Raw genomic sequence first — 24,682 nt, forward strand, 5'->3', positions numbered from 1 at the left:
TAGAACCACAAGTTCATGTATAGCGAATAGCTAGCTTTTTGAGATAAGCATCGATTTGTAAAATCATCTGTTAAAATAGCGTATTACATTAAGATTTTGCTGCTATGCCTAAGTACCTGACCGCCGCCCTTTATAAATTTGTTAGCTTGCCTGACTACAAGGCACTGCAAGTGCCTATTCTGGAAGCGTGCAAGACACATCAGATCAAAGGCACTCTACTGCTTGCAGAAGAAGGCATCAATGGCACCATTGCAGGCCTACCGGATGATATTCAACAGGTACTTAACTACTTACGCACCGACCCGCTATTTGCCGGAAAATTTGCAGATTTAGAACACAAAGAGTCTTTTGCCGATGAACATCCGTTTTATCGCATGAAGGTAAAACTTAAAAAAGAAATCGTGACCCTTGGGGTTCCCGGCGTTAGCCCTACTAAAAAAGTAGGCACTTATGTGAAACCAGAAGACTGGAATGCACTGATTTCAGACCCGGATGTTGTACTCATTGATACGCGTAATGATTACGAGGTAGACATTGGCACATTCAAAGGTGCAATCGACCCAAGAACAACCACGTTCCGTGAGTTCCCGGAATATGTGACGAAACACTTTGATAAAACCAAACATAAAAAAGTGGCGATGTTTTGCACTGGCGGTATTCGCTGTGAAAAAGCATCATCTTACATGCTGGACCAAGGCTTTGATGAGGTGTTTCACTTGCAAGGTGGCATTTTGAAATACTTGGAAACCGTACCTGAAGAACAAAGCATGTGGGAAGGCGAATGCTTTGTATTTGACCAACGCGTTGCGGTTAAACACAATCTAGAAGTTGGGGAGTTTGATCAGTGCTATGCATGCAGACACCCGCTCTCCCCTGCTGAAATGCAAAGCGATCAATACGCTGCCGGTATCTCTTGCCCCCATTGTTACGATAAAGTCTCAGAAGAAAAACGCGCAAGATTGCTAGAAAGACAAAAACAAGTGACGCTAGCAAAACAGCGCGGAGAAACACATATTGGTGAAAAACAAAAATAAATGACCCACTCACGCGAACAAGAAGCCATCAGCGCCTATTTCAAGTTACTTGAAAAAAAAGGCGCTAAAAGTGGCATGCTTTACAAACGCTCGTTGTTTTTAGATCAATTTATACCGCTGTTACAAAACCAGGCTCTGGAGCGTACAAGCTACAGCAAGGCCATAGAAAAAATCATTAAAACCCTTCCAGCCGATATTTGGCATGACAGCCTGAATACTGCAAGGGAGTTTTATCCGTTTTGGATGCAGGATATTAAAGCCATCGCAGCATTTAGCAGACAAGGCGGTTTTGATATCCAGCCATTAAAGTGGCAACCTGAACCGACAACGCTTAAAGCGCTGACCGATCGTTTAAATACTGCTAAATTTAACATTACCGAAACTAGGCACTTAACTGCCTACACAAAAGCACTAAAAGACAAAGGTGCAAATCCACAGTTGCTCGATAACCGTGTTAATCTGGCTAAAATACTGCTACTGCAATTAAAAGGCGCCCCTACTGATGATGCCAGAGTGTATCGGGTTGGCGTAGACATGACGTTGCCTTTATTTAAAATTGATGAGAACAAACAGCTGTTTTTGCTAGTGATACGCGAGTTTTATCAATACTGGATAGATAATCCTGATAAAAACCTAGGCTCAGATCAAGGCATTGAAGTAACTTTTATCGAATAAACACCTTATCAAGTGAAATTAACGTGCACAACACACTCCGTATTGCCACTTTTAATATCCATAAAGGGTTAACGCACTTTAACACTCACTTATCGCTACACCAGCAGCGTGATCTGCTTAGAAAACTGCATGCTGATGTAGTGTTTCTACAAGAGGTGCGCGACGTTCATCACGAACACAGCAAGCGCTTTGACGCTTGGCCAATGGCAGGGCAAATGGAGTTTTTAGCCGATACCATATGGAAAGATTACGCCTACGGCAAGAATGCGGTCTATCCTGCCGGCCACCACGGCAACGCCTTGCTGTCTAAATTCCCCATTATCAAAACAACTAACATTGATATTTCTGCGCATAGTAGCGAAGAGCGCGGTATGCTGCATACCGAAATTAACATCCCCAACTGGGATACGCCACTACATACCATCTGTGTACATCTGGGGCTGTTTGCACGTTGGCGCAAACAGCAGCTGCTATTAATTCAAGACTATATTCAACGTCATATTCCAGCCAACTCACCACTCATTGTCGCTGGTGACTTTAACGACTGGGGCATGCGGTCTGGCAGGCATTTCTCACACCAAGTTGGTTTACAAGAAGTGTTTGCCCATCATACAGGTAAGCCTGCGCGTAGTTTTCCTTCATGGCTGCCAATTCTAAGGTTGGACCGCATTTACACACGCGGATTTAAAATCCAGCATGTAGAGGTACACTCAGGTGCGCGCTTTTTAAAACTATCCGATCATGCCATGTTATCTGCCACACTCACCAAAGGGCATTGAGGCACTATGCACTTCATCAGCGGAAATCATATCCAGCTGTTACGCAGTGGCGCTGAATACTTTCCTGCGCTAGAACATGCAATTGATCATGCACGGCATGAAGTGTATTTGCAAAGCTATATCTACGAAGCAGATAAAGTTGGTACTCTAATTGGCGAGGCAATGATTCGAGCAGTGAATCGCGGGGTTTCCGTGTATTTACTGATTGATGGTTTTGGCTCCAAGACCTTACCAGAAGTCTACATTGAGTATCTCAGAGCAGCTGGTATTCATGTCATGATTTATCGGCAGAAGATATCACCGTGGACATTCAAAAAGAATCGGCTACGCAGGCTACATCAAAAAGTGGTGCTCATAGACGATGTAACCGCTTTTGTTGGCGGCATTAATATCATTGATGATAACAATGTGCCGCATCAGATTGCGCCTAGAGTTGATTACGCGGTACGTGTGCAAGGGGCATTACTGCCAGTCATCGCCAATAGCGTGAAGAAACTATGGCAACATCTGGCATGGCTGCACTTTCACAGTAAACCTCTATCCAAAATCAGCTTGCAGCACCCCGCGCGCTACACCAAGGGGAGCATTAAGGCGGCCTTTATCACACGTGACAACATATTGCACAGACGAGATATTGAAGCTGCCTATCTAAAGGCGATTCATCGTGCTAAACATGAAATCATTATCGCCAATGCCTACTTCATTCCCGGCAGAAGATTTCGTAAAGCGTTAATCAGTGCGGCTGTACGGGGGGTTAAAGTCAAACTCTTGTTGCAGGGGCGTAAAGAGTACTTTTTAATGTTTGCAACCCATGCTTTTTATAATGTTTTCTTAAAAAATGGCATTGAAATATACGAGTACCGTAAGAGCTTTATGCATAGCAAGGTAGCCGTCATTGATCATGAGTGGGCCACAGTCGGCTCATCCAATATTGACCCATTTAGCTTATTTTTAGCACGTGAAGCTAATATATTTGTAAAAAACAAACATTTTGCCGCCACCCTACACCAAGATATTACCGCTGCTATCAATAATGGGGCTTACCAGATTGAAGCGAATGACTGGGCGAAAGGCCATGGCGCAAAACGCTTTCTTTCCTGGATTGCATATGGCCTAGTACGAGTCTTTTTAGGCATTATTGGCTACGCAGACAAGCACTAAAGTAAGCCCTCAAGTCACGCATTTACGCCCCACCCTTCTACCGCCTTATCTAAGCGCTTAAGTTGCATTGAACTTAAACCCACCACTTAGGACAAACCTGCTCTAGTGTTTGTAAAACAACAGCGTATTCACTTTGTTAACAACGCCATACAGCGAATTTAATAACATGTAGTTTTTTGCAAAAATAAAACAAAGAAAGACATCTATGCAGCTTACTAACCTAGCGATTAATCTTGCGGAAAATGGCAAGTTTCCAGATTATTTAATCCGATATGGCATTAGACACCTTTCAAGACAACGCTTAGCTGAAATTAAGGCTAGTGACTGTGAGAAGTCTACAGAGTTACAAACTAAGTTTATCGAGGCTATGAATGCAGCCCCCGCTGCACTCGTGCCAGAACTTGCTAATGCTCAGCACTATGAAGTGCCATCGGAGTTTTTCTCGCTATGCCTAGGCACACACAAAAAATACAGCAGCTGTTTTTGGCTACCTGAAACAAAAAATCTGGATGAAGCAGAGGCTAATGCTTTAGATTTAACTTGCACGCATGCAGACTTAATAAATGGGCAAGCTATACTGGAGCTAGGCTGTGGTTGGGGTTCGCTCACGTTGTGGATGGCAGCACGATATCCTGACAGTAAAGTGACCGCAGTCTCCAACTCAAACTCTCAGCGCGAATATATTACCGCACGTGCGAAAGAAAGAGGACTAAACAATATTCGTGTCATTACTTGTGATATGAATCGTTTTGACCCATCAGATTACGTTAATGAACAGTTTCATCCTGCAGGTAGTTTTGACCGCGTGGTTTCAGTAGAGATGTTTGAGCATATGCGTAACCATAAACTGCTATACAAGAAAATTCATGACTGGCTCATCCCCGGCGGTAAGTTCTTTATGCATATTTTTGTACATAGAAGCACCCCCTACTTATTTGAAGTTCAAAACGATGACGACTGGATGAGCCAATTCTTCTTCTCTGGCGGCATGATGCCTAGTGACGACCTGCCACTCAACTTTCAATCAGACCTTAAATTAGTGAATCGCTGGCGTTGGGATGGCACACATTATGAAAAAACCGCCAATGCCTGGCTGCACAACATGGATAAGCATCATGAAGAAATGACTGCTATTTTGGGTAAAACCTACGGTTTAGAACAGATAGAACAATGGCGTAACCGTTGGCGTATTTTTTTCATGGCTTGTGCTGAGTTGTTTGGGTATAAAAATGGCCAAGAGTGGTGGGTCTCACATTACCTGTTTAAACGCCAATCTTGATACCCCAATAAATAAGCTATGCTACTGCTCAATTTTGTTCTGTTTCAGGTTTCATGGTTTGCCTGTGTGATGGGTGCGGCTAACTCACAGCCATGGTTAGGCGTAATCGTCACCATCATGGTATTGGCTTGGCACCTATATCAAACAAATCAAGCACATCGTGAATTGAAAATCCTAGTGAGCACAATGATGATTGGTGCTTTGTTAGATCAATCACTGCTGTCATTGAATTTGATTGATTATCAGCATCATGGCTGGAGCATATCTATTGTACCTGTATGGATTCTAGCGTTATGGTTAGCGTTTGCCACCACGCTCAATATGAGCTTGGCGTGGATGCATAAACGTTATTGGATAAGCTTTATTTTTGGCATGATAGGTGGCCCATTAGCTTACCTGGCTGCCGAGAAACTGGGTGCGGTTACCGTAGCAAGCCAGTTTTCCTATATTGCGCTCGCCCTAGGCTGGGCAATCATTACGCCGTTATTACTGTTGATTGCTCGTCATATAAGTAGCGTAGAGAGTGTGTGACATGCCAGTTTTAGACCTTTACCTAAACGGACTTTACGTGATGCTGGCATTTGCTCTAGTGGGCTGGATACTGAGTGTGTTCAGGCAAAACGTTACACACGTAGATAGTATGTGGAGCTTATTTTTCTTACTGGCAAGTTTCGCGTATGTTGATTCGTTTAGCGCTATCCATGCAAGAGGCCTAATCGCGCTATCCTTATTAACAATCTGGGCTTTACGTTTATCTATTTACTTAACATATCGCAACTGGGGTCCGCATGAAGACCATCGCTATGAAGCCATACGCCAAAACAATGCACCACACTTTAAATGGACTAGCCTATACATCGTATTTGCTTTACAAGCCGTATTAGCCTGGATAATTTCATTGCCAATATTAGGTAGCATCAACGCTACCGACTCTTTAAACATCATCGATATTGTCGGTATATTGTTGACCGTGTTTGGCATAACTTGGGAATCAATAGCAGACTGGCAACTGACCAAATTTAAACGCGTTAACGCTAATCGACATAAAGTTCTAAATACCGGAGTTTGGCGTTATTCGCGCCACCCTAACTACTTTGGTGAGTGCTGTGTATGGTGGGGATTTTTCTTAATAGCACTGGCAGGTGGCGCTTGGTGGTCATTGCCTTCAGTCATATTAATGACATTATTACTACTCAAAGTAAGCGGCGTTGCGCTGTTAGAAAAAGATATTGCCGAGCGTCGCCCAGAGTATTTGCACTATATTAAAACCACTAACGCGTTTATACCCGGCAAACCTAAACGTTAATATTAAACACTGAGCACATATCCCTATGAAACTGCCCAGCCTGTTCGGCCATATGCTGTTTACACTGTTGCTAGGATTAGCATCAGGTAATGCCTATACAAAAGAGTGGGCGTTTGATGTGTACTTGGATAAAACTAAAATCGGCGAACATACATTCACCTTGAATGAAAACGACACGCTAATTAGCCGAGCTACGTTTAATGTCAAGTTACTGTTTATCAACGCTTATCAATACGACCACCAAGCAACAGAAAGTTGGGATAAGAACTGCCTTAAAAGCTTAGCCTCAGAAACATTAGAAAACAAGACAAAAACCATTGTGAAAGGTCAGCGTCAGGCAGACCATTTTGAGGTGAGAAACGGCAGTGAAGTACAAAATCTTCCGGCTTGTACCATGACGTTTGCCTATTGGAACCAAAAAATATTGGAGCAATCCAAATTGCTGAATCCGCAAAACGCTGAATTTTTAGACGCCTCAATCAAGCAGTTAGGCAAAGTCATGCTAGAGGTAAAAGGTAAGGCGATAGAGACGCTTCACTACAAGCTTGACGCCAGTTTGCAGGGGAAACAAAAACTAAACATTGAGCTATGGTACTCAGCAGACAAGCAAGAGTGGGTTGGGTTAAAGTCCACCACCCCTGAGGGCTATCGTATTTATTACAAATTAAAATGATTAACCACATGATGAATATCACTAAAAGGCTTATCTTGATGACTTTACTAGCAACGCTAATACCTGCATGCGCCAGCAAACAAGTGGCGAACATTCAGACTGTACCGCATGTAGATTTATCTAAGTTCATGGGTGATTGGTATGTGATTGCTGCTATTCCAACTGCCATTGAAACTGAGTCTTACAATGCGATTGAAAACTATAGCCTCAAAGATGATGGCACTATCGCCACCACATTTACCTTTAATAAAGGTAGTTTGAACGGCCCTAAAAAAAGATATGAACCTCATGGTTTTGTTGTAAAAAACTCTGGTAATGCAACATGGGCTATGCAGTTTATATGGCCAATTAAGGCGGAGTACCTTATTGCTTACCTTGACGAAAATTACACACAAACCGTGATTGCCCGCAATGCCAGAGATTACGTATGGATTATGGCCAGGTCTCCCAAAATAAGTGAGGATGACTACAAAAAGCTGACGACACTGGTTAAGAGTTTAGGTTATGACACGAGTAAGCTGCGTGAAGTACCTCATCATCAATAAGCGCATTTAAACATTCACAGCAAACTATCATCAAAAAAGTTTACGAGAACTGAATAAACATTATGTTTAATAAATTGCTTTCATGGTTTGATAATCATGCCGTCAACCTTAATGCCAGTGCTGTTATTTCAGAAAATCAATGGCATAGCATCGATTGGCTACGCGTGGTGCCGTTTACCTTGATACATCTCGCCTGCTTTGCTGTAATTTTCGTAGGGTTTAGCTGGTTTGCATTGGCATTTGCTATTGCACTTTATTTGATAAGAATGTTCGCGATTACCGCGTTTTATCATCGCTACTTTTCACACAGAGCATTTCGTACCAGTCGCGCTTTTCAATTTATATTAGCCTTAATTGGTGCCACAGCAGTGCAACGCGGCCCAATCTGGTGGGCATCTCATCACCGTCACCATCATTTATATTCTGATGAAACCGAAGACGCACACTCCCCTGTTCAGCATGGTTTTTTATGGAGCCACTTTGGATGGTTTCTATCATCCAAACACTTTACCGGGCATACCGAGAATATTAAGGAGCTCTCTAAATTTGCAGAGCTCCGTTTTTTAGATCGTTTTGATGCCATCGTTCCCATACTGTTAGCCATCAGCATTTATGTGCTAGGCGATTGGCTCGGTGACCATTACCCAGCGCTCAATACTAACGGAATGCAGTTACTTGTTTGGGGGTTTGCCATTTCCACAGTAGTGCTTTATCACGCAACGTTTACGGTTAATTCACTCGCCCATGTGTGGGGTCAGCGTCGCTATGCCACCACCGATCAAAGCCGAAATAACTTTTGGATCGCTTTAGCAACACTAGGCGAAGGCTGGCATAACAACCATCACCATTATCCCGGCTCTGCCAAACAAGGTTTTTACTGGTGGGAAGTCGATTTAACTTATTACGGGTTAAAGTTGCTGGCAATGTGTGGCCTCATTTGGGATTTACGTACAGTACCAGTATCAATTAGAGAGTCCCGTAAAATCAAACCTGAATCCAGCAAACTAAACCTAAGCTAGATAAATGCGATGAGTCAGATGATGCATATAGTGACTGGGTGATATGTCAACGTAGTAAACAGGGTATTTTTTGTTTTAATACATTTGAAAGAGTTCAGTTTGAAAATTGCGATTATTGGAAGTGGGATTGCGGGTAATACCATAGCGCATCATCTGCATGCAACACACGACATCACCGTATTTGAGGCTGAAAGCCATATTGGCGGCCACACCCACACACACCAAATACAACATGAGGGTAAAACATTTAATGTAGACACCGGTTTTATTGTATTTAATGACCGCACTTATCCAAACTTTATCAAGCTATTGAACGAGCTCAAAGTGGCATGGCAACCTAGTAGCATGAGCTTTAGTGTGCGATGCGAAAAAACAGGTTTAGAGTACAACGGCACTAGCCTAAATAGCCTATTTGCACAAAGACTTAATCTATTTAAGCCTTCATTCCATCGCATGATTCGAGACATTTTGCGTTTTAATCAAGCATCACTAGCGCTACTTGAAGATGGTAATGAAATAAAACTTGGAGATTACTTAAGGCAAGGCAACTACAGCCAACAATTTATAGACCATTACATCGTGCCAATGGGCGCTGCGATTTGGTCAACCGATGCCGAGCAGATGCTTGCATTTCCTGCCAGATTCTTTGTAAGATTTTTTCACCATCACGGTATGTTATCCGTCAATAACAGACCAGAATGGCGCACGATTAAAGGTGGCTCGGCCAGCTATGTAAAGGCGCTCACGGCACCATTCAAACATAAGGTGAGATTAAACACCCCAATTGAAAGTGTCCGTCGTCTTAAGACGTCTGTACGCATCAAACCAGTGAATGGCGATGAGGAAAAGTTTGATTTTGTATTTTTCGCATGTCACAGTGACCAAGCGCTTCATTTATTAAAAGACAAGACAGAGGCTGAGGCTGAAGTTCTTGGTGCAATTCCGTATCAAGAAAACACCATTTTCTTACACCATGACAGCAAGCTCTTACCAAAGAAAAAGTTAGCTTGGGCTGCATGGAACTACCATGTCACTACACCGTCTGCTAACAAGGTTGCCGTGACCTACAACATGAACATCTTGCAAAACCTGCAATCAACAGAACCGTTATTGGTGACACTTAACCATACGCACGACATTAATCCTGACAAAGTAATTAAGCGTCTTAGCTATATGCACCCTCTATACACTTTAGCAGGTGCTGCCGCCCAAGCAAGGCACCACGAAATCAGTGGCGTTAATCGCACGGCCTACGCTGGTGCCTACTGGCGTAACGGTTTTCATGAAGACGGCGTAGTAAGTGCTTTAGCAGCACTTAAACATTTTGAGCAGTACTTAAATGCATCAAAATAAATTATCTAGTAGCGCGATATATCAGGGCTGGGTATCTCACCAGCGAATAGAGCCGCAGCCGCACCAGTTTAGCTATCAAGTATTCATGATGTATTTAAATCTGGATGAATTGCCTACGCTGTTTCACTCCAACCTTTTTTGGTCTTATGCATCTAGAAATATTGCATGGTTTAAACGTGCCGACTATTTTGGCGATTGCAAAAAAGCGCTAAAAGATGAAATTAGCCAATTGATTGAGCGGTCTACGGGTCAAAAACCACGCGGCCCGATCTGCATGCTCACCAATATGCGTTACTTTGGTTATTGCTTTAACCCAGTAACCTTTTATTACTGCTTTGAAGAAGATGGCAACACTTTACAGACAATGGTCAGCCACATTACCAACACCCCTTGGAACGAAACCTTTGCTTACGTGCATGATTTTTCCAAAAACGTATCTATCAGCTCTACTAATCATGATGCCAATGCTGTTTTTAGCTTTAGCAAACAATTTCATGTATCCCCGTTTATGCCAATGAATATTGACTATGAATGGGCATTTCAATTGGGCGAACAGAAACTGCATACCCACATGAAAAATATGCAAAATAGCCGTGAAATCTTTAATGCAACACTTGCACTGAAGCGCAGTGAAATTAACAACGCCTCGCTTTATGCAGCGTTGCTGAAATACCCCTTTATGACGTTTAAAGTCATGCTCGCGATTTACTGGAATGCCTTAAAACTCTGGTTTAAAAAAGTACCGTTTCACTCACACCCTACCTCTACAACCAAGCCCTAATTGACATACCGCCATTATGATGACACCAACTGCAGGACAAGAGCAATTAACTCGTAACCTACGCAAAAAGAATCGTGCCAAATGGGTTGAGGATTTGGCAAAACATAAAATTCTGGCACGACTAAACCATCTGCATACTGGGCAGTTAACCTTAATTGACGGCGATGACAAGCACGTCTTTGGTCAGCCATCATCTGAGCTGAATGCAGTGATTCATATTCATGACAGCCGCTTTTATGGGGAAATTGCATTTGGCGGCAGTATTGGCGCTGGCGAAGCTTATATGCTAGGTTATTGGACTACAGATCACCTCACTGCATTAATCAGGATGATGTGTATCAACCAATCAGTGATGGACGCATTAGAGGGTGGCTATCAATGGCTCACCAAACCCATTCTGAAAGTATTACATTGGCTAAATAGCAACACCACTGAGGGAAGCCGTAAAAATATTGCCGCCCATTACGACTTGGGCAACCCGCTGTTCCAGCTCTTTTTGGATCCAACGCTGATGTACTCCAGCGCAATATTTAGTTCTGAAACAAAAACGCTGCAAGAAGCTTCAGAGCTAAAGCTAAAAGTAATATGCGAGAAACTCGATTTAAAACCAACAGATAAAGTAGTGGAAATTGGCACCGGCTGGGGTGGTTTTGCAATGTATGCGGCTAAACATTATGGTTGTCACGTAACCACCACCACTATATCCAAGCAGCAATATGCGTTAGCAAAACAGCTTGTAGAAACCGCTGGCCTTAGCGATAAAGTCACATTATTGCTTGAGGATTATCGTCATTTAGATGGTCAGTTTGACAAATTGGTCTCAATTGAAATGGTAGAAGCAGTAGGTCACCAGTTTTATGATACTTATTTTGCAAAACTAGGCACATTACTCAAGCCTGATGGGCTGGCATTGATTCAGGCAATCACGATTACAGACCAGCGTTATGAGTCTGCCAAATCTTCGGTGGACTTCATTCAACGCTACATTTTTCCTGGATCTTGTATTCCTTCCAATACCGCAATGCTCAATAGCATTACGCGGATGAGCGATATGCGATTGATTGATCTCGAAGATATTGGTATTCACTACGCAACTACCCTGAGGATGTGGCGTGAAAACTTTTTTCATCACCTCCAACAAGTGCGCGCATTGGGCTACTCGGATGAGTTTATAAAAATGTGGGAGTTCTACCTATGCTATTGTGAAGGTGGCTTTATAGAGCGAGCGCTAGGTGATGTTCACTTACTGTTAGCAAAACCAAACAATAGGAGAGGCGCACTCAGAACTGGCAATGCGTCTTTATACTGAATTCAATAAGATTTAAGCTATTGATGAGCTGACACACGGTGTTATCGTTTAAAATCGTCTCGGTTTAGCCTAGAACTTTACCAGCCTCGATCTTATTTGATAATGAAACCATGTTAGAGCGCAACAACACAATATTGCCAGATGAAACAAACGCCAGAAAGTTGGCATGGCGAGATGGCTTACCCTACTGCGCAGAGTTTCAAGATGTTTACTTCTCCACTGACAATGGTTTATTAGAAACCGAATATGTATTTTTGCAAGGCAATGATTTACCTGCACGTTGGCAACACCCTGACTTATCAGACTTCACCATTATTGAAACCGGATTTGGTACAGGGCTAAATTTCTTATGTGCGGCTAAACTATGGCTAGAACATGCACCAAAACATGCGGCATTGCATTTTGTTAGTGTAGAAAAATATCCGCTGACATTAAATGACATCACAGCTGCATTAGCATTGTGGCCTCAACTCACTGCATTAAGCACCCCGCTATTGCATCAATACCACGCTTTAATTAATGAGCAAACGATTAGTCTTTATGACGATAGAGTTCAACTATCTGTACATATTGGGGATGCAACAGAACAATTAGCACGCATCACCAACATGGCAGATGCATGGTTCTTAGATGGATTTTCCCCCGCCAAAAATCCAGAAATGTGGCATGCCAGATTATTTTGCGAGATGGCAAAACATGCCCAAATATCAACCACCTTTGCCACATTTACGAGCGCAGGTGATGTGAGACGGGGTTTAATCACAGCAGGCTTCAAAGTCAGCAAGCGTCCCGGTTTTGGTAAAAAACGTGAAATGCTGTGTGGAGAATTTATAGGCTTTGACAATGGTTAACACGGCAATTGTCATCGGAGCAGGTATTGCTGGCTGCACTAGTGCTTACGCATTGGCAAAACGCGGTGTTAAAGTCACACTGATAGAACGCAACGCAGAAATTGCCAATGAGGCATCGGGCAATCCGCTCGCGATGTTGTACCCACGTTTGAGCGGCGATGATTTAAGCAGCCAATTTGCACTAGCTAGCTATGTATTTAGTTTGGAGTTCTATCAATCGCTGCAACTCACCGCGGCTGATTACTCTGCCTGTGGCATGCTGCAACTGGGCTTTAATGCGAGAGAGCTCGCCCGCATTCAAAAGGTTGCGGCGCAGAATCACCCTGCCGGTATAGTCAGCTATGTAGCCCAGCATGAGGCAAGCACGATTGCCGGCATCACGATTGACCATGATGCCTTGTACTTCCCAACAGCAGGTTGGGTGCACCCGCAGCACCTATGTCAGCATTTAACACAGCACCCCAATATTAGCGTGCTGAAAACGCAGCAAGTAACTAGATTCAGCAAAGAAACTCAGGGCTTTGAGATTTACAATCATGAGCAATTACTTGCAACGGCACAGGTACTGATTATTGCCAACGCTAACGATGCGCAGCAGCTATTGCCTAACCTGCCACTGCAAACCAAGGCCGTGCGTGGTCAAGTCAGCGTACTGGACTCAACAGCGAACAGCCGTAACGTTAAAACCATACTCTGCAGCGATGGCTACCTGAGCCCGTCTGCTGGTTCACAACAAGCACATTGTTTAGGTGCTTCATTTGCTAACATAGATACACCATCTACAGCCGCAATGGATTTAACCCCTACACTGCAAGACCATGCTGCCAATCTCAATAAGCTCAGCAACATCTCCGCAGCGTTACACCAAGAATTACAATCCAATATCATAGGCGGACGTGTATCTTACCGCTGTACCACTAGTGATTACTGGCCTTTGGTGGGTGAGCTTATTAATAACGCTGCACTAAAAGCAAAACCGATAAGACCCAGTGCACCGTCAACCACACTGCCGTGGATATCCGGCTTATATATCAACGCCGCCCATGGCAGCAAAGGCTTTACCAGTGCACCACTATGTGCAGAGATATTAGCAACCATGATTCATCATGAACAGCTACCCTTGAGCCCTGAACTAGCGTGCCTGCTTAACCCCAATCGCTTCTTATTACGTGAAATGGGTTTAAAACAATTAGCAAAAACGATAGCCTCTGCCCATAAAATTTCAGGTTAAAATGAGCTCATGGCGCAATCTCAGTATCTAACAGCAGTTCAATATCATCGTGCAGGTCAGTACGCAGAGGCAGAAGCGCTCTACCAACAGGTGCTCGCCGTACAACCTAAGCTAGCCGACGCACATCACATGCTTGGTCTTGTGTATTATCAAACCAATCGCAATGCGCTTGCAGTGATGCAACTTGAGCAAGCCTTAGCCATTAACCCCAAAGAAGTAGATTACTTAAATCATTACGGATTAGCATTGCGCGCTGTTGGCAACATAGAGGCTAGCATCAAGAGCTTTCAGCAGGCGATTTTATTGCAGCCTAAAGACTTAGACGTACAAGTTAACCTTGGCAACACACTGCTGGCCGCTAACAGATTTGAAGAGGCAGCAGGCTACTACCGCCGTGTGATAAGAGTAAGACCAAAAGCTGATGATGTACGTGAAGCACTGTGCCACTGTTTATCATCAATGGGCAATCAAGCGCATCTGCTTGGCAATTTTATTCAGGCTGAAGGCTGCTTTCAGGAGGCCTTGCAATTTAACCCACATGACGCAACGTTGCTGTACAACCTAGGCAACGCCCAGCGCGAACTAGGTAAACCGCATGACGCGGCTAAACAGTACCAAAAGGCGATTCAACTCAACCCCAGCGATGCAGATACGTATAACAACTTAGGTAACGTACAGCGTGAGTTAGGCCAGCTAGATTTAGCGGTGGCAAGCTATCAAACCGCGCTCAAACTCAACCCCAAGCTATATCACGCCCAAGTACATTTGGTGCACCAAAAGCAGCATATGTGTGATTGGGATGGGCTGGAACATGACATTCAACAAATTCGCCATTGGGTCACACATGAACCCAGCGCACAAATATCGCCTTTCGCTTTTTTGGCAATGCCCACTACTACCGCAGAAGAGCAAAAAACCTGTGCCAGCAACTGGGCCAATAACCGCTATACGCAGCTGATCCAGTTAGGCAAACAGCTCAACTTTACACCACTAGTCACCCCCAACAAGAAAATAAAGGTCGCTTATCTATCTGCAGACTTCAGATTACATCCGCTCGCTTTTCTCATCAGTGAGTTGATTGAGCTACATGATAAAAACCGATTTGAGACTTATGCGTTTTCTTATGGGGTTAATGACAAAACCAGTGCCAGAACCCGATTAGAAAAAGCGTTTGATCAATTTCACGATATACGCGCACTCACTGACATAGACGCCGCAAAAAAAATACATAGCTGCAACATTGATATTTTGGTGGATTTAACCGGCTTTACCCAAACCAGCCGCACCGGTATTGCCGCCCTGCGCCCAGCCAAAATCAACATTAACTGGCTCGGTTTTCCCGGCACTATGGGTGAAATTTACCATCACAATGCGCCTAGCACTCCGCTGTTCGATTACTTATTAACAGATGCCTTTATCACGCCTGCTGACACTGCCAACCACTACGCAGAAAAATTGGCATTATTACCGCACAGCTACCAGCCTAACGATCGCAAACGCCCGATTGGAAAAACGCCTACGCGTCAGGCGTGCAACCTACCGGATGACGCTTTTGTATTTTGCAGCTTTAATCAGTCATTCAAAATCACACCAGATATCTTTAGCGTTTGGATGAGCCTACTCACCAAACTACCCAACAGTGTGCTTTGGCTACTAGACTGCAACACGTGGGCCAAGCAAAATTTGTGGCGTGAAGCTAAACGCAGCGGTATTGCAGTTGAACGCATTATTTTTGCACCGCGCGTCAATATTGCAGATCACCTTGCACGCCATGTGCATGCCGATCTATTTTTAGACACGCAACCTTACAACGCCCACACTACCTGTAGCGATGCTCTATGGATGGGCTTGCCAGTGTTAACCTGCGTAGGTGATACATTTGCATCACGTGTTGCGGGCAGTTTATTGCAGGCGGCAGGCCTCACACAACTGATAAGCACCTCATTAGCCGAACATGAGGAAATTGCAATTAAACTTGCTCAAAACCCAAGCGCACTGACAGCTATCAAACAAAAACTACAGAATGAGAACATGACATCTGCCTTATTTGATACGGTGCAGTTCACCCAATCACTGGAGCAAGCCTATTTAAAGATAATTGCAGACCTTAGGTTGTAACTCGTATCACCATGCCACGCAGACTGACGAGTTCAATTAAAATTATGCTAAAGTCATTGATGTGCAAATGCACTAAATTATAAAAAACAAAACACATTTGAGAATATTCAGGACACAACCATGGCAGCAATCGATATCACCCCTGTATTGAAATTCATGTTGGACAAAGGTGGTTCAGATTTATTTTTCAGCACGGGTACCAGTATCCATATAGAAGTTGAAGGTGAAACCACCCCCATCAACGCACAAATCATGCAGCCTGGCATGATTAAAGAAATTGCTTACTCACTGATGAGTGCAGATCAAATCAAAGAGTTTGAATCAACACTAGAATGCAACTTTGCCTTAGGCAAAAAAGACATTGGTCGCTTCCGCGTTAATGTGTTTAGACAGCGCGGTGAGGTTGGTATGGTGATTCGGCATATCAAGACTGATATCCCTTCATTAGAGAGCTTGGGGCTACCGCCGGTACTTAAAGATTTAATCTCGCGCAAACGCGGGCTGATTTTAGTGGTGGGTGCAACAGGTTCGGGTAAATCAACCACGCTGGCATCCATGATTGATTACCGCAATGAAACAAGCAATGGCCATATTCTGACGTTAGAAGACCCCATCGAGTTTATTCACCCGCATAAAAAGTCTGTCGTGGACCAACGTGAAATTGGTATCGACACACTCTCATTTGAGAATGGACTTAAAAATGCCATGCGCCAAGCACCTGATGTGATTCTGATTGGTGAAGTACGCGACATGGACGGCATGAAAAACGCGCTAGCTTATGCTGAAACTGGTCACTTATGTTTAGCTACATTGCATGCCAACAACGCTAACCAAGCACTAGAACGTATTATTTCCTTCTTCCCAGAAGATGGCAGAAATGGTTTGTTGCTAGGCATATCAATGAACCTCGTATCCATCATATCGCAGCGCTTGATCCCCGGTAAGCAAAGTAAGCGTATCGCCGCCACGGAAGTAATGATTAACACGCCCTACATGAGCGAGCTAATCCAAAAACAAAAAATGGGAGAAATTAAAGAGATCATGGCCGAGAATACCGATATTGGCATGCATACCTTTGACCAATCTCTATTCAAACTATACTCAAACGACAAAATAGACGAAGAAAACGCCTTGGCTTATGCTGACTCGCGTAATGACTTGTCGTTAAAAATACGTTTCTCTGCTGAAGGCACGCGTAATGGCGGCAGTGGCCTAGGTATTTAATATATAGGCATCTTGGTCTGCTTAACCACTGCGCAATCATGAGTAGATAAAATGATGTAACCCCTACCCAAACATCTGATAGGCGTTACATCATGGTTTAAAACTTACTGAGTTTATTGCTGCTTCACTGGGTCAAACGGATTGGTCAGCATTCTTAATAAAAAGTCCACATCCACGCATTGAATAAACAGATTACCGTCATTAGCTTTGATAATCCATTTAATCAGGTTTCCTCTTTTGTCATTCGCTAACGGTGTCGTGCTAATTTGGTTTTCACTGAACTGCGCCACAGAGTGCAGTGCCCCCACCAGCAAGCCAACCTTATGCTCGCCGCACATAATGACAATCACCTGACTATTACTATCCACCACTGAAGGCACACCGCTTAGCAGATAGCTAAAGTCGTACACCCAAACGTAATGTGATCCTTTGGTTTCATGCTGCACCGAAACCACCCCTACCCGCTCAGAGCGGCTGCCGATAGATACCGAAGAAATCTCTGATGCCGGTAATGCCTCTAAAACAATTTCAGCTTCCAGCGCAAACAGTGTTTCGTCCACAAAGAAGGTAGCAAACTCAGGGTCAGACGACTGAATAGGAGAGCTATGTATAATCGAAGCGGAATCATTACCGGAACTAAAGTGGTTACGCACCTCACCAAACGCATCATAAACCACGGCAATCACATCTTCTTTATACCCGTCAGACACTTTAAACTCACGATAACCGTTAGAGACACTGCAGCCAAGAATACAATAATGCCCATCACGGATCACAATACGGGATGCGCTTTTCCCATTAGGCATACTCAGTAAATCTGGGTCAATATCTAAGGTAGAACCCACTGGTCGACTAGGGTCGGTGCTAGAAATAATCTTAGCTTGCCGATCAATATAAAAAGCCTTAATAGACTCACTTTCTGCAATACCACCTAGCAACATGGCATTAAATTCAGGCGTGGCATCAAATACAATACCAATCCCGCCCACCACATCTGTACCATCAGGCGCCATAATGGCGGCATGATAAATATAGGTAGGGCTATCACTGTAAAGTGAACTCGCCTCAAAAGGTGAAACATAGTATTGCTGTTCATTATATAAAGACAGCACACCATCTAAGGTGGCATCGTCCACAGTGGTGCCGATGATAGATCCGCTTTCACTCATTGGATTGGTACTGGCTATGATAACGCCTTGTTTATCATAAACAAAAATACGTGTGTATACGGTATAGAGCTGATTAATATAGTTCAGTATCTCTGTAATACGCGACACACTCGCAGCATCTACACGCCCAGCAGCCAGCGCTACCCTCAGCTCCGGCGTTACTGCCCACCAGCGGCAATCGTCAGAACGCTCGTATAGGTTACGGTCTAATAAATCCACCAGCAAATGTGATAAAAATTCAGAATCTTGTAATCTAGAAGCAAGCACAGTCTCGTATAAATCATTGATGGATTGCGCAAATAGTTCATTACTGCGCGTGCCGGTCTCACTAATCTGGTCTAAGATAGTTTTTAGTTTAAACAACTCGCCAGTCTGGCCGACAGTCATGACCTGCCCGTTCCATACCACCCTGCGTATAGTGGAAGCTGCAGTCATCACTTCGTAAAGAGGAGGGCAAAATGACTGCGCATGCGATAGCAAACCTCTGGCAACTTTGGCATCAAGCGACTTTAACGCGCTAGTCTCCTGGCCGGTAAATGCAATATCCACTGGCGTCATCACCTGCCCTTGCCATCCTTTTGGCCCCATATAACCTTGATAGCCATTGGCTTTAAAGGTAGCCACCAGATACTCACGCCCACCATAGATCATTAAGCTGGACTTAGCATCATGATTCACCGGCACTACCGCGCCTACTGGTACCCAGCGTGCATCACTGGTTTCTATCACATGCTGATTCTGATCTAGCAGCAGCATCACCGAACGCATACTAGGGTCACGATGAGAGTGGAAAATTCCAGCCATCTCTTCTACAAAATTAAAGCATAAACATAAAATACCAATCACCGCACCAGTTTCAGGGTGAAGCATACGCTTAGAATAAATCAGCGCTTTATCTTTATTGGGGCGTAAATCAGTATGGCGATACGTTTCTACATAATCTTCTGAATGCAGTGTTTCATAAATCAACGGATCTAAACTGCCCTCAATTGGCGTCTCTTGGTTAATCTGCACCAAAACGTTGCCGGAAACATCAAGCAAGATAATTTCGTCATAAACCGTATATTTGCTTCTATAAGCGCGCAAACGTAAGCGTATATCATCAACACTACCGCCAAGCCCAGCCACAAAACTACATAACTCACGATCTGTGGCTAAAAACCCAACATCTGCTGTACGTTCATAAAGGTTACGCACCAAGATATCAATCACATATTTAGCCTTGGTGCCAATCTCGTTAAACACGGTGGCTACCTTCTCCTGCACTAGGCTTAACACTAGCTCTTTTTCTAAACGATTAAACCCAGCGCGGGTTGCAGCCATGGTTGGCAGTATGCTCTTTGCCTCGACCGGGCAGTTCATTTTTGCTGAAGACTCAATAATTCTCCACATTAAATTTAACTCATGTAACGACTGCTCACAACGCACCACGTCGCGCATAAATGGCAGGTAATTATCGATTTGAAACGAAGAAATCTGATTCATTATTTACTCACATCATTATGATATTTATTTTATGCACCGTTGCATGTTTACCAATGAAGCAAAATACAAGCCAACCGGCAATACCCATCCATCAGGGTTGAATATGTATAGAGATTCTAGCTACTTACTACATTGACGATTAAACTCAAGATGGTGCAAAACGTGATGTCGCGCACTTTATAGGTGCAACAAATTGGTGCATTAAATTCAGCGTCAGTAAGCATTCTCAAGACCCCCCTGTCAAAAAGCGGATCTTGCATGGCTACGCATTAGCTCCAACATCTAATACAAGATGGCACAGTTAATGCTTATTCAGACAAAGCACTAATTTGGGCACGGCAAACACTCAATGAAACTAGCTTCTTCACCACATCAATCTGGGGCACCCATGGTCGCATTTAAGAATGATAAGCACATGCATGATGCACTGATGCATAACCTTGAAGGGATGCTATATTGCTGCTTGTATGACAAAGACTGGACCATGGTGTTTGTAAGCAATGGCTGCAAAGAACTGACTGGCTACCAGCCTGAAGACCTGCTTCATAACAAATACATTTCTTACGAAGTCATGACGTTTGAAGAAGATAGAGTGATGGTGCGTGAAACCATTAAAAACGCACTCACTGAAGGTAACCGCTACGAAGTTGAATACCGCATCAACCATGCAGATGGCAGAGTGATTTGGGTATTGGAACGTGGCAACCCAATTTATAACGATGCCGGCGTAGTCATCGCCCTAGAGGGCTATATCCAGAATATTGCAAAACGCAAAGATATTGAACAGTCGCTGCTGGCAGCAGAACTTAAATACCGTTCAATCTTTGAAAACACACTAGAAGGCATCTTCCAAACCACTGCGGATGGGCACTATTTAATTGTTAATCAATCACTTGCGCGCATGTATGGCTATAGTTCACCGCAAGATCTTATTCATGCATTCAACAACATACAAGAGCAGCTTTATGTAAAGCCAGGACGCCGTGAAGAGTTTGTACAGCTACTAAAAGAAAACGACAGCGTAGAGAAGTTTGAATCATTGGTTTACCGGAAGGATAAAAGCACCATCTGGATCTCTGAAAATGCACGCGTCGTCAATGATGAGTCAGGCAACATCCTCTATTATGAAGGCACGGTTGAAGACATCACCGCCCGCAAGAGTTACGAAGAAAAACTCGAATATCAAGCCATGCATGACAGCCTAACCGGGCTGCCAAACCGCAACATGCTCAACGATAGACTACAGTTGTGCATTAATTTTGCTAATCGCTATAAAAACAAAATGGCGGTTGCATTTTTAGATTTAGACCAGTTCAAACTGATTAACGATAGTATGGGGCATGAAGTCGGTGATCAATTGCTGATTATCATGGCAAAAAGATTATCCAGCGCGGTGCGTGAAATTGACACTGTAGTCAGGCTAGGTGGTGATGAGTTTGTTATCCTGCTCACTAATATAGACGACATCAATGATATTTTTCTTAGTATGCAGCGCATACTGGAGGCAGTTGCCGTTCCATTAACCATTAACCATCTAGATTACCTAGTCACTTGTAGTATTGGCGTCAGCATTTACCCTGATGATGGCCTTGATGCCAATGTATTACTGCGCAACGCTGATACAGCAATGTACAAGGCAAAGAAAGCCGGTAGAAACAACTTTCAGATTTACACGCAAGCGCTGAATGCGGCATTAACTGAGCGTGTCACGCTAGAGTACAACTTACGTCAAGCTATTGAACTAGAAGAGTTTTTACTGCACTACCAGCCTAAGGTGGATTTTGCAACTGGCAAAGTGTGTGGCGCCGAAGCATTGATTCGATGGCAGCCCGAGGGGCAAGACCTCATATCCCCCTTAAAATTTATTACCATTGCGGAAGAAACAGGATTAATAGAAACCATAGGTGAATGGGTGCTCGCTACAGCCTGCTATAAAGCTAAAGCGCTGCAGCAGAAAACTGGTCAATATATCCCTATCGCAGTCAATGTATCACCCAGACAATTCAGACAATCCAACCTAGCCAACACCATCAAAAAGATCTTAGCGGTGACGCAGCTAGACCCCAGCTACCTAGAGCTTGAAATTACCGAAAACACACTGATAGATGACTCATCAAAGTTCATCGAAACATTACATTCACTGAAGAAAATTGGTGTAAAACTGGCAATTGATGACTTTGGTACGGGTTACTCAAGTCTGGCGTATTTAAAGGATTTTCCAATTGACCGCCTGAAAATCGATAAAGTCTTTGTCAGCAGCATAGAGGAAGACCCTAAAAACAAAGCCATCTTAAAAGCGATTGTCGTACTAGGTCAAAGCTTGGGCATAGAAGTAATTGCTGAAGGCGTAGAGACACAGTATCAATATGACTATCTCAAATCCATAGGTTGCGATCAACTGCAGGGCTACTTTTACAGTAAGCCATTACCGGAACAGCAGTTTGAACAGTTTTTGCTAAATCAGGTAGATAACTAAACGCCCCAAACGACAACAAGCCCCGCCATTTTCAATCACGCCACACCACTCACAACACAGCCATCACTGATTAACGCTGGTTAAGCGGCATCCTGATCCTGATGTTGAATCGCTGCAAATATTGCTGCAATCACAATAAGGCTTCCGCCCAACCACTCATTAAGCTCCATGGTTTCATGCGCTAAGTAGTAAGAGGCGATGGCAGCCACCACCAGTTCAAACAAGAACAACACAGATGCACGTGTTGCCTCAATTTTTGCCACGCCATATTGCACAAAAAAAGTTGCCGCGATTAACAGCAAGGCAATTAATGACATCACGGCCCACTCGGTTAATGTAAATACAGTCGGGCTTGGTATGTTTGTTTGCATAATCGGCACAAACAATAGCGCAACCATCATCACGCCAATCCAAATCGCATAGGATTTAGCCACCAAAGTTAAATGGCTAGACTTTCTCGTAATCACATTGGTTAAAGAAAAGCCGATGCCAGAAGATAACGCCAGCCACTCTGGCATATTTCTCGGTAGCGGCAAGCCACCCAACTTAGCGTCATACAGCATAATAAATGCGCCGACTAAGGAAGCAACAATCGCAATATAACCCGTGAAGCGGGTTTTTTCTTTTAACCAAAAGTGGGCGAGAATTAAGGTCCAGATTGGTGACAAATAAAACAGCAGCATCACCCGCATCACCTCACCATCAATAATCGCCAGCACGTAGCTGAGATTGGTCCACCCGGCAACCAGCCCCAGCCATACAATGCTTAATGGCAGCTTGTTGGCACCTCGCCAATGCTTACCTAATAAAACGCTGGCAAAGATAATCGCAAGTGCGTAGGTATAAAAGCTGGATGCTACCCCAGACACACCAGCCTCGGACATTAAGCGATACGGATACCAGATAATGCCCCAGCAAAATGCACCAAAAAGTAGGCCGAATACTGCAAAAAAGTTTTTATTATTGGCGTTGCTCACTATAATGTTACCTTATGAATCCAAATCTAAATTTATTACAGCCCTATCCGTTTCAACGTCTGCGCGATCTATTTAAAGGTGTTACACCCAATACAGCTTTTAAGCCAATTAACCTATCTATTGGCGAGCCCAAACACGAAACACCCTTATTAATTAAAGACGCCTTAGTCAATAACTTAAGTGGCTTAGCTAATTATCCCACGACTATAGGCTCTATTGAGCTAAGAAGCACGATTTCCGATTGGATTTCACGTCGTTATCAAGTTCCTGCACTCAACCCTGAAAAAGCCATTTTGCCTGTAACAGGCAGCCGCGAAGCATTGTTTGCTTTTGCTCAGGTGATTATTGATCAAACCAAACCTGATCCTATCGTGATTTCACCTAATCCGTTTTATCAGATTTACGAAGGCGCTGCATTTTTAGCTGGTGCTACCCCCTACTTTATAAATACGCTGCCACATCAAGATCCAAACTATAACCACATCATGGACTTTTCTAGCGTGCCTGCTGATGTATTAGCGCGTACACAACTGGTCTACGTTTGCAGCCCGGGCAACCCTTCCGGCAAGGTCATGAGCCTAGCGCAATGGCGCACTATTTTTAGCTTATCAGACCAATACGGCTTTGTAATTGCAGCCGATGAGTGCTACTCAGAAATCTATTTTGATGAGGCATCACCGCCGCTAGGTGCATTACAAGCTGCGCATCTATTGGGTAGAGACTATAAAAATCTGGTTGTGTTCAGCTCCCTTTCCAAGCGCTCCAACGTACCTGGCATGCGCTCAGGCTTTGTTGCCGGCGATGAAAAAATCATTGAATCATTCACGCTCTACCGCACATACCACGGTTGCGCGATGAACCCTGCCGTGCAGGCAGCGTCTATTGCAGCATGGAATGATGAAGCCCATGTGATTGAAAATCGCAGGCTCTACGCCGCTAAATTTAAAGACGTCACCCCATTACTAAGTAATGTATTAGACGTAGCAGTGCCGGATGCGGCATTCTACCTATGGGCTAAAATCAAAGACACTAGCATTTCTGATACAGAGTTTGCAGTGAAACTATACCGTGACCTCAATATTACTGTGCTTCCAGGCAGCCTGTTGGCACGTGACGCCCACGGTGTAAATCCGGGCAAGAACTTTATCCGTATGGCGTTAGTCGCTTCTCATGAAGAGTGTATAGAAGCAGCTCACCGAATCAGCGCTCATTTCTAATCAACGCAGTGCAAGGTTAA

At 43.9% G+C, this 24,682-nt stretch carries 21 protein-coding genes; 19 read left to right on the forward strand and 2 right to left on the reverse strand.

What is annotated here, in order from left to right; all coding sequences use genetic code 11:
• Positions 1-104: 104 nt before the first annotated feature.
• From trhO to ACSSU7_RS05170, 17 genes are all read left to right on the forward strand, one after another.
• Complete coding sequence (gene trhO, locus ACSSU7_RS05090; protein ID WP_492517629.1) at positions 105-1,034, forward strand: oxygen-dependent tRNA uridine(34) hydroxylase TrhO; 930 nt, start codon at positions 105-107, stop codon at positions 1,032-1,034.
• Positions 1,035-1,709, forward strand: a complete 675-nt coding sequence (locus ACSSU7_RS05095) for a hypothetical protein (protein ID WP_492517630.1) — start codon at positions 1,035-1,037, stop codon at positions 1,707-1,709.
• A gap of 23 nt (positions 1,710-1,732) precedes the next feature.
• Positions 1,733-2,488 (forward strand): endonuclease/exonuclease/phosphatase family protein, encoded by a 756-nt coding sequence (locus tag ACSSU7_RS05100; RefSeq protein WP_492517631.1) that lies wholly within the window; start codon positions 1,733-1,735, stop codon positions 2,486-2,488.
• Between the two features lie 6 nt (positions 2,489-2,494).
• Positions 2,495-3,649, forward strand: a complete 1,155-nt coding sequence (gene clsB, locus ACSSU7_RS05105; protein WP_492517632.1) for a cardiolipin synthase ClsB — start codon at positions 2,495-2,497, stop codon at positions 3,647-3,649.
• A gap of 205 nt (positions 3,650-3,854) precedes the next feature.
• Positions 3,855-4,928 carry an SAM-dependent methyltransferase gene (locus ACSSU7_RS05110; RefSeq protein WP_492517633.1) on the forward strand — a complete coding sequence of 358 codons (1,074 nt, stop codon included), beginning with the start codon at positions 3,855-3,857 and terminating at the stop codon, positions 4,926-4,928.
• Between the two features lie 18 nt (positions 4,929-4,946).
• Positions 4,947-5,459 (forward strand): DUF2878 domain-containing protein, encoded by a 513-nt coding sequence (locus ACSSU7_RS05115; RefSeq protein ID WP_492517634.1) that lies wholly within the window; start codon positions 4,947-4,949, stop codon positions 5,457-5,459.
• Position 5,460: 1 nt separating this feature from the next.
• Positions 5,461-6,234, forward strand: a complete 774-nt coding sequence (locus ACSSU7_RS05120) for a DUF1295 domain-containing protein (RefSeq protein WP_492517635.1) — start codon at positions 5,461-5,463, stop codon at positions 6,232-6,234.
• 25 nt (positions 6,235-6,259) lie between these two features.
• Positions 6,260-6,907, forward strand: coding sequence for a DUF6134 family protein (locus ACSSU7_RS05125; protein WP_492517636.1), 648 nt, complete (start codon positions 6,260-6,262; stop codon positions 6,905-6,907).
• A 38-nt stretch (positions 6,908-6,945) separates the two neighbouring features.
• Positions 6,946-7,452, forward strand: coding sequence for a lipocalin family protein (locus tag ACSSU7_RS05130; protein WP_492517637.1), 507 nt, complete (start codon positions 6,946-6,948; stop codon positions 7,450-7,452).
• A gap of 62 nt (positions 7,453-7,514) precedes the next feature.
• Positions 7,515-8,471: an acyl-CoA desaturase gene (locus ACSSU7_RS05135; protein ID WP_492517638.1), complete on the forward strand. Its 957-nt coding sequence runs from the start codon at positions 7,515-7,517 to the stop codon at positions 8,469-8,471.
• A gap of 99 nt (positions 8,472-8,570) precedes the next feature.
• Positions 8,571-9,824 carry an NAD(P)/FAD-dependent oxidoreductase gene (locus tag ACSSU7_RS05140; RefSeq protein ID WP_492517639.1) on the forward strand — a complete coding sequence of 418 codons (1,254 nt, stop codon included), beginning with the start codon at positions 8,571-8,573 and terminating at the stop codon, positions 9,822-9,824.
• Positions 9,811-10,605: a DUF1365 domain-containing protein gene (locus ACSSU7_RS05145; RefSeq protein ID WP_492517640.1), complete on the forward strand. Its 795-nt coding sequence runs from the start codon at positions 9,811-9,813 to the stop codon at positions 10,603-10,605. Before ACSSU7_RS05140 ends, ACSSU7_RS05145 begins: the two co-directional genes overlap by 14 nt.
• Before the next feature lie 16 nt (positions 10,606-10,621).
• Positions 10,622-11,914, forward strand: a complete 1,293-nt coding sequence (locus ACSSU7_RS05150; protein WP_492517641.1) for a class I SAM-dependent methyltransferase — start codon at positions 10,622-10,624, stop codon at positions 11,912-11,914.
• 110 nt (positions 11,915-12,024) lie between these two features.
• Complete coding sequence (mnmC2, locus tag ACSSU7_RS05155; protein ID WP_492517642.1) at positions 12,025-12,765, forward strand: tRNA (5-methylaminomethyl-2-thiouridine)(34)-methyltransferase MnmC2; 741 nt, start codon at positions 12,025-12,027, stop codon at positions 12,763-12,765.
• Positions 12,758-13,996 (forward strand): FAD-dependent 5-carboxymethylaminomethyl-2-thiouridine(34) oxidoreductase MnmC1, encoded by a 1,239-nt coding sequence (gene mnmC1 / locus ACSSU7_RS05160; RefSeq protein WP_492517643.1) that lies wholly within the window; start codon positions 12,758-12,760, stop codon positions 13,994-13,996. The genes mnmC2 and mnmC1 overlap by 8 nt, the downstream gene beginning before the upstream one ends.
• Before the next feature lie 9 nt (positions 13,997-14,005).
• Positions 14,006-16,114 (forward strand): O-linked N-acetylglucosamine transferase family protein, encoded by a 2,109-nt coding sequence (locus tag ACSSU7_RS05165; protein ID WP_492517644.1) that lies wholly within the window; start codon positions 14,006-14,008, stop codon positions 16,112-16,114.
• Between the two features lie 120 nt (positions 16,115-16,234).
• Positions 16,235-17,338 (forward strand): PilT/PilU family type 4a pilus ATPase, encoded by a 1,104-nt coding sequence (locus ACSSU7_RS05170; RefSeq protein ID WP_492517645.1) that lies wholly within the window; start codon positions 16,235-16,237, stop codon positions 17,336-17,338.
• A 113-nt stretch (positions 17,339-17,451) separates the two neighbouring features.
• Here ACSSU7_RS05170 and ACSSU7_RS05175 read toward each other — a convergent pair whose 3' ends face one another.
• Positions 17,452-19,992 carry a chemotaxis protein CheW gene (locus ACSSU7_RS05175; protein WP_492517646.1) on the reverse strand — a complete coding sequence of 847 codons (2,541 nt, stop codon included), beginning with the start codon at positions 19,990-19,992 and terminating at the stop codon, positions 17,452-17,454.
• A gap of 349 nt (positions 19,993-20,341) precedes the next feature.
• On the opposite strand from ACSSU7_RS05175, the gene ACSSU7_RS05180 reads away from it, so the two are divergent.
• On the forward strand, positions 20,342-22,468 hold the full coding sequence (locus ACSSU7_RS05180; RefSeq protein ID WP_492517647.1) for an EAL domain-containing protein: 2,127 nt from the start codon (positions 20,342-20,344) through the stop codon (positions 22,466-22,468).
• 80 nt (positions 22,469-22,548) lie between these two features.
• Here ACSSU7_RS05180 and ACSSU7_RS05185 read toward each other — a convergent pair whose 3' ends face one another.
• The gene (locus tag ACSSU7_RS05185) at positions 22,549-23,445 is read right to left on the reverse strand and encodes a DMT family transporter (RefSeq protein ID WP_492517648.1); all 897 of its coding nucleotides are present in this window, start codon (positions 23,443-23,445) and stop codon (positions 22,549-22,551) included.
• Between the two features lie 14 nt (positions 23,446-23,459).
• Between ACSSU7_RS05185 and dapC the strand changes: the two genes are divergently transcribed.
• Positions 23,460-24,662: a succinyldiaminopimelate transaminase gene (gene dapC / locus ACSSU7_RS05190; RefSeq protein ID WP_492517649.1), complete on the forward strand. Its 1,203-nt coding sequence runs from the start codon at positions 23,460-23,462 to the stop codon at positions 24,660-24,662.
• Positions 24,663-24,682 lie beyond the last annotated feature (20 nt).

The organism is Methylotenera sp. E1MeOHC1 (assembly GCF_058745595.1).